11 protein-coding genes are annotated in these 9,903 nt (G+C 61.4%); 4 read left to right on the forward strand and 7 right to left on the reverse strand.

Annotated elements, in window-relative coordinates:
* Positions 1–39: 39 nt before the first annotated feature.
* From A6U87_RS08330 to A6U87_RS08340, 3 genes are read right to left on the reverse strand one after another with little or no spacing between them, the layout of a single operon-like run.
* Positions 40–480 (reverse strand): YeeE/YedE family protein, encoded by a 441-nt coding sequence (locus A6U87_RS08330; protein ID WP_065690786.1) that lies wholly within the window; start codon positions 478–480, stop codon positions 40–42.
* Positions 477–908: a YeeE/YedE family protein gene (locus tag A6U87_RS08335; protein ID WP_065690787.1), complete on the reverse strand. Its 432-nt coding sequence runs from the start codon at positions 906–908 to the stop codon at positions 477–479. Before A6U87_RS08335 ends, A6U87_RS08330 begins: the two co-directional genes overlap by 4 nt.
* Positions 909–914: 6 nt before the next feature.
* Positions 915–1,853 (reverse strand): MBL fold metallo-hydrolase, encoded by a 939-nt coding sequence (locus tag A6U87_RS08340; protein WP_141683928.1) that lies wholly within the window; start codon positions 1,851–1,853, stop codon positions 915–917.
* A gap of 103 nt (positions 1,854–1,956) precedes the next feature.
* On the opposite strand from A6U87_RS08340, the gene A6U87_RS08345 reads away from it, so the two are divergent.
* The 3 genes from A6U87_RS08345 to A6U87_RS08355 all read left to right on the forward strand — a co-directional run bounded on the left by A6U87_RS08345 (position 1,957) and on the right by A6U87_RS08355 (position 3,941).
* A complete protein-coding gene (locus A6U87_RS08345) occupies positions 1,957–2,604 on the forward strand; it encodes a peroxiredoxin (protein ID WP_065690789.1) in 648 nt (215 codons plus the stop codon).
* Positions 2,601–3,035, forward strand: a complete 435-nt coding sequence (locus A6U87_RS08350) for a metalloregulator ArsR/SmtB family transcription factor (RefSeq protein ID WP_065690790.1) — start codon at positions 2,601–2,603, stop codon at positions 3,033–3,035. The genes A6U87_RS08345 and A6U87_RS08350 overlap by 4 nt, the downstream gene beginning before the upstream one ends.
* Positions 3,036–3,191: 156 nt before the next feature.
* On the forward strand, positions 3,192–3,941 hold the full coding sequence (locus A6U87_RS08355) for a response regulator (protein ID WP_065690805.1): 750 nt from the start codon (positions 3,192–3,194) through the stop codon (positions 3,939–3,941).
* On the opposite strand, the gene A6U87_RS08360 is transcribed toward A6U87_RS08355, so the two are convergent.
* Positions 3,895–4,341 (reverse strand): hypothetical protein, encoded by a 447-nt coding sequence (locus A6U87_RS08360; protein ID WP_065690791.1) that lies wholly within the window; start codon positions 4,339–4,341, stop codon positions 3,895–3,897. The genes A6U87_RS08355 and A6U87_RS08360 overlap by 47 nt on opposite strands.
* A gap of 130 nt (positions 4,342–4,471) precedes the next feature.
* Between A6U87_RS08360 and A6U87_RS08365 the strand changes: the two genes are divergently transcribed.
* Entirely contained in the window at positions 4,472–6,334 is a 1,863-nt protein-coding gene (locus A6U87_RS08365) for a heavy metal translocating P-type ATPase (RefSeq protein WP_244499450.1), read from the forward strand.
* Here A6U87_RS08365 and A6U87_RS08370 read toward each other — a convergent pair.
* The 3 genes from A6U87_RS08370 to A6U87_RS08380 form a co-directional block, all read right to left on the reverse strand.
* A complete protein-coding gene (locus A6U87_RS08370) occupies positions 6,331–7,143 on the reverse strand; it encodes a universal stress protein (protein WP_065690792.1) in 813 nt (270 codons plus the stop codon). The genes A6U87_RS08365 and A6U87_RS08370 overlap by 4 nt on opposite strands.
* 75 nt (positions 7,144–7,218) lie before the next feature.
* Entirely contained in the window at positions 7,219–8,052 is an 834-nt protein-coding gene (locus A6U87_RS08375; protein WP_065690793.1) for a universal stress protein, read from the reverse strand.
* 301 nt (positions 8,053–8,353) lie between these two features.
* The gene (locus A6U87_RS08380) at positions 8,354–9,727 is read right to left on the reverse strand and encodes an ISNCY family transposase (protein WP_065690794.1); all 1,374 of its coding nucleotides are present in this window, start codon (positions 9,725–9,727) and stop codon (positions 8,354–8,356) included.
* Positions 9,728–9,903: the final 176 nt, after the last annotated feature.

The following is a 9,903-nucleotide window of genomic DNA, read 5'->3' on the forward strand; positions in this document are numbered from 1 at the left end:
GGCGATGATCTTGGGCCGTCGGACGGCCTCTCCTGATACTCAACGCAGCTGAAGCTGCGTGCTTTGCCCGGATTGGACGATGCGATAGGCGAACATGCCGGCCAGCATGGCGACGGCGAACAGGGCGGTCTCCCAACGGCCGGTAACGAGCGATGCGATGGCCGGCCCGGGGCAAAGGCCCACGAGACCCCAGCCAAGGCCGAAGAGAGCCGCGCCGAGGACGAGCCTGGTGTCGATGGAGCGGCTGGTCGGCACATGGAATTGGGTATCGAGCGCGGGGCGGGATCGAGACCTCTTGATCGCATAGGCGATGGATGACGGGATCAGTGCACCGCCCATCACAAAGGCAAGCGAGGGATCCCAGTTCCCGCCAACATCGAGGAAGGCGAGGACGCGGGCCGGGTTGACCATGTCCGAAACGACGAGGCCGATGCCGAAAAGGATGCCGCAGAGGATCGAGGCGAGAATTCGGTTGCTCATGCCACGCCTCCGATCAGATGACGCGTCACGAAAACCGTCAGTGCCGCGACGGCCATGAAGGTGCCAGTTGCCACAATCGAACGCGGCGACAACCTTGCGAGGCCGCAGACGCCGTGACCGCTGGTGCAGCCCGAGCCGAGCCGTGTGCCGAAGCCCACAAGCAAACCGCCGGCGATCAGCAGCAGCGGCGACGAGGATATCGTGAGTTCGGCGTGCCTGATGTAAGCAAATGCCACCCCGGCGCCGCCAATAATTCCTCCCATGAAGCCGATGCCGAGCGGGCTGACGCCCGCTCCCGTCCACCCGAAGGCTGAGGCGACCAGGCCGGATATGCCGGCGATGCGGCCATCCAGCAGCAGATAAAGCGCCGCCGAGAGGCCTATGAGCAATCCGCCGGAGAGCGGCCATATGTAACTGAGTTGGGACATGTGTGCCTACAGCGCGTTGATCGGGATCTTCAGGTATTGGACACCGTTGTCTTCCGCCGGAGGCAGCTTGCCCCCGCGCATGTTGACCTGCACGGACGGCAGGATCAGCTTCGGCATCGCCAGCGTGGCGTCACGCGCATTGCGCATCGTGACAAATTCGTCTTCGGTCACGCCCTCGTGGACGTGGACATTGCCATCGCGCTCGGCGCCCACGGTCGTTTCCCAGGCGTAGTGATCGCGGCCATGCGCCTTGTAGTCATGGCACATGAACATGCGTGCCTCCGCCGGAAGCTGGGTCAAACGCTTGATGGAACGGTAGAGCGTCCGGGCGTCACCACCCGGGAAATCGCAGCGCGCGGTGCCATAGTCAGGCATAAAGAGTGTGTCACCCGGGAAAACGGCATCGCCGACGACATAGGCTAGACAGGCCGGGGTGTGGCCGGGCACATGAAGGACTGTGGCCTCCAGATCGCCGATCTTGAAGCGATCGCCATCCTGGAAGAGCTGGTCGAATTGGCTTCCGTCTCGCTGGAATTCTGTCCCGGCGTTGAAGATCTTGCCGAAGACCTCCTGAACGCGAACGATTTCGCGACCGATGGCGAGCTGGCCACCGAGCTCCGCCTGGAGAAGCGGTGCGGCGGAGAGGTGATCCGCGTGGGCATGCGTCTCCAGCAGCCAGTGCACTTCTAGTCCCTCGGACCGCACGTAGTCGATGAGAGCCCTCGCGGAAGCATTCGTCGTTCGACCGGATGCCGGATCGTAGTCGAGCACACTGTCGATGATAGCGCAGGCCTTCGAGTTCGGATCGCGAACGACGTGACTAACGGTGTAGGTCGCCGGATCGAAGAATGAGCGGACGATGGGGCGCTTGGAGTGATCCGGCAATCCTTGGCGGACGATCTCGAGCGCGTGGGTGAGGTTTGGATCGGTAGCGGGAGTTGGCATGGTACTTTCCATTTGATGATTCTAAAATATATATTTACATTAAATGTGCAAGTGTATATTTTCGTTGTCACCATAATGATGCGTTGAGCAAGCGGAGAGAGAAATGGACGGATCGAGCGATAGGGCGGGGATCGTGCCGGCGGCATTGCGGATCAATGACGTCGCGCCCGGGTTCTCGGCCCGCTCCACCGCTGGCGAGGTATCGCTTTCACAATATCGGGGGCGTTGGCTGCTGTTTTTTTCCCATCCCGCGGACTTCACCTCGGTATGCACCAGCGAGTTCATCGCTTTCGCACGCGCTCACCAGAGCTTTGCTGGGCTTGGCTGCGATCTCCTCGGGTTGTCGGTCGACAGCCTTTACTCTCATGTCGCCTGGTTGCGGGATATCGAGCGCAGCTTTGGGGTCAAAATACCGTTCCCGGTAATCGAGGACTCGGCGATGGTGATTGCGAGAGCTTACGGGATGCTGGACAGCGCGTCGGCGAACAGCGGAACCGTCCGGGCAACCTATGTGATCGATCCCAAGGGCGTCATCCGCGCGATTGTTTGGTATCCGATGAATGTCGGCCGATCGGTTGGAGAACTTCTTCGCCTTGTCGAGGCGTTGCAGACTTCGGAAAGGGAAGGGGCGGTGACGCCTGAAGGATGGCAGCGCGGAGACGCTCTATTCGAGCCTGCTATGGCTTCCATGGAGGAAATCGACGAGATGCCCGAAGGCGAAAGCTGGTACTATCGAAAGCGACGCGCATGACCGGCATGGTTCCTTCCCTCGAAGAGATGCAGGACAAGGCCGCGGAGGCTGCGGAGTTCATGCGTGTTTTCAGCACGCCGAGCCGGCTGATGCTGCTCTGCTACATTGCGCAACGCGAACGCTCCGTCAGCGAAATCCAGGAGGATCTGCACTTCAAGCAGCCCGCGCTGTCACAGCAACTCGCGGACCTGCGCCAAGCGGGCCTCGTCGAGACCCGCCGGCAATCGCGCCAGATCTATTACTCGATCGCCGATGGGCGCGTCGCGATCGTGATGAACATGCTCGTGCAAATGTTCTGCGAGACGCCCGCGGCTGTAGAGCAGCAATCGGCCGCTGTTCCTGCCGCCACTCGCCACGCCTCAGGTGGCGGCGGTACCTCCTCGCTGGAGGAGATGGCGCATTGGGCGCGGCTTGATGTGCCCACTGGCTAGAAGGTGAAGGGAAATGAACAGCAGCTGATATCGTGGCGAACCGGTCCCCCAGGAGCGACCGAAAGCCTGATTGACGCAGGCGAATCCTGACGTATTCTCGCCCGATCCAGCATTTCGGGTTCGTTAGACAGTAATGATCCAGGGACGGTCCTGATGATGACGGTGGGGTCTCAAGCCAAAACGCAAATTCTTGTTGTCGACGACGATCCGCGCATCCGGCAGATGCTTCAGCGGTACTTCGAACAGGAGGGCTATAAGGTCACCTGTGCCGCGAACGGCAAGGAAATGAGATCTGCCCTCGGCGCGGCGAACTTCGATATCGTGCTCCTCGATCTCGTGCTTCCGGATCAGGACGGGATAGACCTCGCTCGTGAAATACGAAGCGGCTCAAATGTGCCGATCATGATACTCACCGGTCGCGAGGACGTCGTCGATTGCGTCGTCGGCCTGGAGGTGGGCGCGGACGACTACGTGGTCAAGCCGTTTCACCTGCGTGAGGTTCACGCGAGGCTGAAGTCGATCTTGCGCCGCTACAAGGCGTCTCCCAACCCGATTTCGAATGGGGACGACGTACTTGTTTTCGAGGGCTGGCAGCTCGACAGGGATAAGCGCAAGCTTCTCAACCCCGAGAGTATCGAGATCGAGCTTTCCACCGGCGAGTTCGAGATGCTGGACGCATTTGTGCGCAACGCAGGCCGGGTCCTCAGCCGCGACATGCTGATGGACCTGACGAGACACCGTGAGCGAGACGCCTTCGACCGGTCGATCGACACGCAAATCTCGCGGCTAAGGCGAAAGATCGAGATCGATCCGGCTCGACCCGAACTCATAAAATCCGTTCGATCGGTCGGCTATGTGTTCACAGCGAAGCCGGGCCGCGTTCCTGCGGTCGAACGCGATAGATGAGGCCATGATTCCAGCGCCGAAACAGCTCGGGGCCTTCCAACTCTTCAAGGCTTTCCGGCAGCTTGTTCCAAACGCGTATGAACTGGCAAGCGGACGCCTGGACCTCCAGGCTCGCAAACAGGCTCTCGGCAAGATGGTTGTGGTCGGCCGCGCTAAGCGCGATGAAGATCGGCACATCCATGAGCCAGCCGACTTCCGGATGCATGAGGAACCGGAACACCGCCAGCCCTCTCACTCTCCCCGCCAGATCGCTTGCTCCGATACACCGCCATCGTCGGCTGCCGTCGAAGAGGCCATGCCAATCCTTTTCCTCGAAGGTTGGCGCCACGCTGCAGACCAGCGCAAACGCCGAAAGCGCATTGTCCGGTTGCAGTTCGCAGATGACATAGTTCTCCAGCATCGCGTCCTCCCCTGCTTTGTGAGCTTTAGTTGTCGCGCAGCCCGCATCCGCGAACATTGTCCTAGATCAATGAACGGCCGGGGCTTCCTGTCACGCTCTGTCGGCCTGGATCTGCAAGGGGAGGGACGGCGTGGACGCACCTGACATCGCTTTGGGCGGCAGTGCTCTTGTCGGAGTTCGCATGATGGATTTCGCCAGGCGCTATTGGCCGCTTGTCCTGTTTGCTGTCTCGGCGGCCTGTGTTTTGGTCGGTGTCGCTCTGGAGTTGCTTGGTGTAATCCCGATCGCCAACGCTTTCCTGGTCTTCAGTAACATCCTGGTGCTGTCGTGCTTAGTCATCGAAATCGTGGGCAAGCTTCGTCAGGGAGAATTCGGGCTCGATCTGATCGCGGCCCTGGCCATGGCGGCGGCCCTGTGGTTCGGCCAGTATCTGGCCGGAGCGATCGTCTCCGTGATGTACGCCGGTGGTCATTTTCTCGAGTTTTACGCTCATCGTCGCGCCGAAAGCGGCATGACGGATCTGCTCTCGCGGGTCCCGCGAAGCGCGTTGCGGATCACTGGCGAGGAATTCGCGGAAGTGCCGATCGATGCGATCGTCTCGGGAGATCGTCTTCTCATTCGACGGGGCGACGTGGTGCCCGTTGACGGGCAGGTGGAGAGCGCCACTGCGCTCGTCGACCAGTCTGCCCTGACCGGCGAGCCACTGCCCGTGCGCATCATGCAGGGGGAGGCGGTCGCAAGCGGTGCCACGAACGCGGGTGAAGCGTTCGACATGGTGGCATCGAGGGCCGCCAAGGATAGCACCTATGCGCATATCCTGCGTCTGGTTGAGAAAGCCAAGGCATCCAAGGCACCTATCTACAGGGTGGCTGACCGGATGGGGCTGTGGTTCCTAGGGCTCACACTGGTGGTGGCGGCCGTCGCCGTCGCCGCCTCGGGAGACAGTGCGAGGCTCCTTGCCGTTCTTGTTGTCGCGACGCCCTGTCCGCTGATCCTTGCAGTGCCCGTTGCGCTGGTCGCCGGCATCTCGAAGGCGGCGCGTCGAGGGATCCTGGTCAAAGGTGCCGGTGTGCTCGAGGCGCTGTCAAAGGTGGATGTCGTGGTATTCGACAAGACGGGAACCCTGACGGTCGGAGCGCCCGAGGTTGCGGAGGTGCTTGGGACGCAGCATCCGGATGAACTGCTGCGTCTGGCCGGATCGGCGGAACTGGCATCGGCTCACAGCCTTGGCCGGGCGATCGTATCGGAAGCGCAACGGCGGGGCCTCGCGCTGAGCAAACCAGAGCAGGCCGCCGAAGTCCCGGGGGAGGGTGTCGAAGCGTTGGTCGACGGCAGGAAGGTCCTCGTCGGCGGCCCTGCATTCGTGAGGTCGCGGGGCGTAGAGCCGGATCTTTCTGCAACGGGCGTGTCGGCGAGTGCCTTCGTGTGCGCCGACGGGCGCCTTGTTGGTGCGATCCGCTTCGAGGATCGTCTGAGGCCGGAGGCCGCCCATACTGTCGAACGTCTGCGCGCGTTGGGGGTAAGGCGGACCGTCCTGGCGAGCGGCGATCGGCTCGAGGTCGCCAAGGCGATCGGTGACTATCTTCGATTTGATGCCGTCGAGGCGGATCTCAGTGCGGCCGACAAGGTCGGCATCGTTCGCAGGGAGAGCGAGCGCGGCCATGTGATGATGGTGGGCGACGGTGTCAATGACGCGCCGGCGCTGGCAGCAGCCAGTGTTGGCTTGGCTGTGGCGCGCGGTAATCTTGCGGCGGCAGCGGAAGCCGCTGACGTGGTCCTTCTCCAAAACGACGTCGGCGGCGTGGTCGAGGGGCTGAGAATAGCCCGCCGCGCCAAATCCATTGCGCTTCAAAGCGTGGGCGTCGGTATCGGGCTGTCGAGCATCGCGATGATCGTCGCCGGTGCCGGGTTCTTGCCGCCGGTGCAGGGCGCGCTGATCCAGGAGGCGATCGATGTGGCCGTGGTCCTGAACGCGTTGAGAGCGCTCAGCTAGTGTGACAGGAGCGTCGGGATCCTCAGGTTGTCGAGCAGCCCTCGTGTAACCCCGCCCACAATGGCTTCGCGAAGCTTCGAGTGCCCGTAGGCGCCGGCGACAAGAAGGTCGGCGTGGCCTTCAAGCGCGGCATCCTGGATGGCGGTTGGGATGTCTTCTCCGTTGCCGTGCAGGGCGGCCAATTCGACTTGGAGACCGGAATGTCCCAGTGCTTCGAGATACCGATCAAGGATCTCGTCGCTCCACAGTGCTGCGTCGCGGACACGAATGACCGTCGCGCGCGTGGCTGTCTGCATCATCGGATAGGCGTTGGAGAGGGCGCGCGCCGCCGTCGCGCTCCCGTCCCATGCGATGGCGATATTGTCGATGCGGCCGTAGTATTCGCCTGATGGCAGCAGGAGGAGCGGCCGGCCGCTATCAAAGAAGAGCCCCTCGATAACCGGTCGTGCCAGTTCGCTATTTTCCAGGATCGTGACGTCGTAGGCTCGCGCAAATTCTGCCAGCCGCAGCGTTGCGGACATCGCCTCCACCTCAATCGGGATAAGTCTGACATCGAGTGCAACGCGGGCAGCGCGTTCCTTCAAGTGCCTGACAAGCTGGGCGGCAACCTCACGATCGAACCGGTCCGCCTGAAACTCGTCGTCGTCGGAGTAGGTCGCCGCCGCTTCATGGCCGTGACGCCGCGCTGCCGCAAGACTCGCAACGAGATCAGCGCCTTGATGCAAGGCAAACTGGATCGCGTTCTCGATGATCGCGAATGAACTCGCTTCCGGATGCGTCGTCAGTGGCAGATGGAACTGCGGCCTCATTGCGTTCTCCCGCGACAGAGACTGGGACATTCGAAATCCCGCAGCCCCGGCAGGCGCCCGGGCTGCGGGGTGGCGTTACCGCGACAGAAACAGTGGAACCCGGCTATCCTTCAACATCGAGCGAGTGACACCACCAAACAGGCGCTGCTGTATCCGCGGATGATTGTAGGCTCCCATGACCACCATATCGGCGGCGACGTCAACGGCATGCTGGCGCAAGGTTTCGTCGATCCGGCGGCCGCCGCTTGCAACCCGCTCGACTTCGACCTTGACGCCATGGCGGGTCAGAAACATCGCGATGTCGGCTCCCGGCTCCTCGCCATTTTCCCAACTCCTCGCAACGGGGTCCACGAGCGTCACATGCACGGCATCGCAGCCCTTCAGGAATTCCATCGACTGGCGCGTGGCGCGCGCCGCCTCGTCACTGGAATCCCAGGCGAGCAATATCGACTTGGGAGAGGACGAGACCGTTTGCATGCGCGGATTGATCAGGATCGGTGTCGGAGATTGGAACAAGGCGCCATCGACGATGCGGCGCTGAAGCGGCTCGTCGCCGGCGGCTTGCGCGCCGACCAGCACGAGGTCGGCATAAAGTGCGTGCTGGGCGATATCCTCATCTGCCCAGGCGAACTCGGTATAGATCTCCTGCACATCGAAGGAGAGGCCGGAGCTCTCCAGTAATTTCTGAACCGCCTTCGTCTCTTCGGTGAGGCGCTCGATCTCCTTGCGCTGCTCGTCCAGCCATACGGTCGAGATGGCTTCGTAGGTTGCGATCGCCGGCACGCCGCCCAAGCAGACTACCAGTGCGGTCATGTGCGCGCGTTGTGCTCCGCAGAACTCGATCGCCTGCTTGATGTCCTGATCCCAACGCTCGACGCTGAAAACACACATCACGGTCTTGATGCTCATGGCATTGCTCTCCTTGTTTGGTCAGAGAGAGCCTAGGCCGTTCTTGCCGACTGTCTTTGATGCTTGTCAAAGTGGGGGGTGCAAAACGGCAGATCTGACTGCTGCGCTCGTGGAGGAGCCCCAAAGATATGTGGCGGCAAGGTTGAAATGTCCGCCGGTTTGCAAAGTTAAAATGTCACTTTGGTCTGCCGCTCGGCACCACGACCAGCCCCGATCTGACCGGCTGATCCGGTTGCAAGATCAGATCGGGCGGGTGAGGAACACCCCTTCGGCTTTAGCTCTGAGACTATGCGACGACGGGTTACTCCGTGGCATCGAGCCTGGCCAGGGCAGCCTTGCGGCGTTCGATCACAGCCGGATCGTTCATGAAATCCTGACCTCGCCCCGGCTTACGGCCGCGGGGCGTGTAACCCCGCTTCTCGCTGTTGGTCTTGACCTTTGGCACAGGCATCTGGTCCTGCCGTTCCTTGATGTAGCTCAGCACATCAGAAAGCCGCTTGTTCTCGGTGATCGCCGCATACGTCACCCGCTGGTCTTTGTCGAACACCCGATACGGCAGTGAGTGTCCCTTCCAGCGTACGTCAAACCGGCCATCTGCATAGGCATAAGTCTCGACATGGCGGCCGACCAATCCACGCGTCACATCGTTCTCTTCCAGCATGATCCGCTTACGGTCGAACGACAGGGTAAGCTGTGCGCCAACATAGCGCTGCTCACGCTTGCACAGGATCTCCTGCAATCGACCCGGCGCCAGATTCATCGGCCGGTGCAGGTCTTCGGGCCGGGCAGGGGCAATCGCAAACCGCGCATTGTAATGCTCCACGAACGTTTGCAAGAAATCGTTGCCCGCCTCCATATCGCCGATACCGGCCAGCCGCAGCTCCTTGACCAGCCGATCCTGCAATGTCCGGTTCATCCGCTCGACCCGGCCTTTGGCCTGACTCGAATTTGCGCAGAGAATCTCGATGTTTAGCTCGCAAAGTGCACGCCCGAACTGGGTTATGCCCTGGCCAGCCTTGGCATCCTTCTTCGCCACCCGGAACACCGAATGCTTGTCGGAGTAAAAGGCGACCGGTGCCCCGTGATGCCTGAGGTACAGCGCCAGCGCTTCAAAATAGCTGAAGGCGCTTTCCGAGCGCACAAACCGCAACTGCATCAACTTGCCCGTCGCATCATCGACGAAAACCAAAAGCGAGCACGGCGGCCCGCGATCCTCAAACCATCGATGCTCCGAGCCGTCGATCTGCACCAGCTCGCCATAGGCCTCGCGTCGCAATCGTGGCTGATGAAACGTCCGTCGCTGCTTGCGCGACAGCCACACGCCGGCCTCCGACATCCATTGGCGCAACGTCTCGCGCGACACACGCAACCCATCACGCTCGGCAAGCTTCTCGGCCGCCAAGGTCGGCCCGAAGTCCACATAGCGTTCCCGAACAAGCGTCACCGCATAATCTCGAACCCCGTCGCTGATCCGATTGTTCGATGGCTGGCCGATCGCCTTGTGCCGGATCGACGCCGCACCGCCAGCGCTGATCCGATCCAGCAGCCGACGCACCTGACGCTCGCTCAGCTCAAGCACATGTGCCGCCGACACCAGCGTCATACGGCCGGCGATCACTTTCGACAAAATCTCGATCCGCTGCAGATCGCGCTCGCTCATCGTAATCAATCCCATCCGCAATCTCCCACGTCATCAAACGCGGGGAGAGTGACATTTTAACTTTGCAGGATCAGGACATTCTAACTTTGCGGTGGAGAAGCTAACCCAAGTGCGTCATGCCCGTCTTCAAGGGTAGGGGATCAGCCTCCCTCTTGCAAATGCGCCATGAACACTTCGGTCGGTGTCCTGTA

It is taken from the genome of Rhizobium sp. AC44/96, from assembly GCF_001692185.1.
GTDB lineage: Bacteria > Pseudomonadota > Alphaproteobacteria > Rhizobiales > Rhizobiaceae > Rhizobium.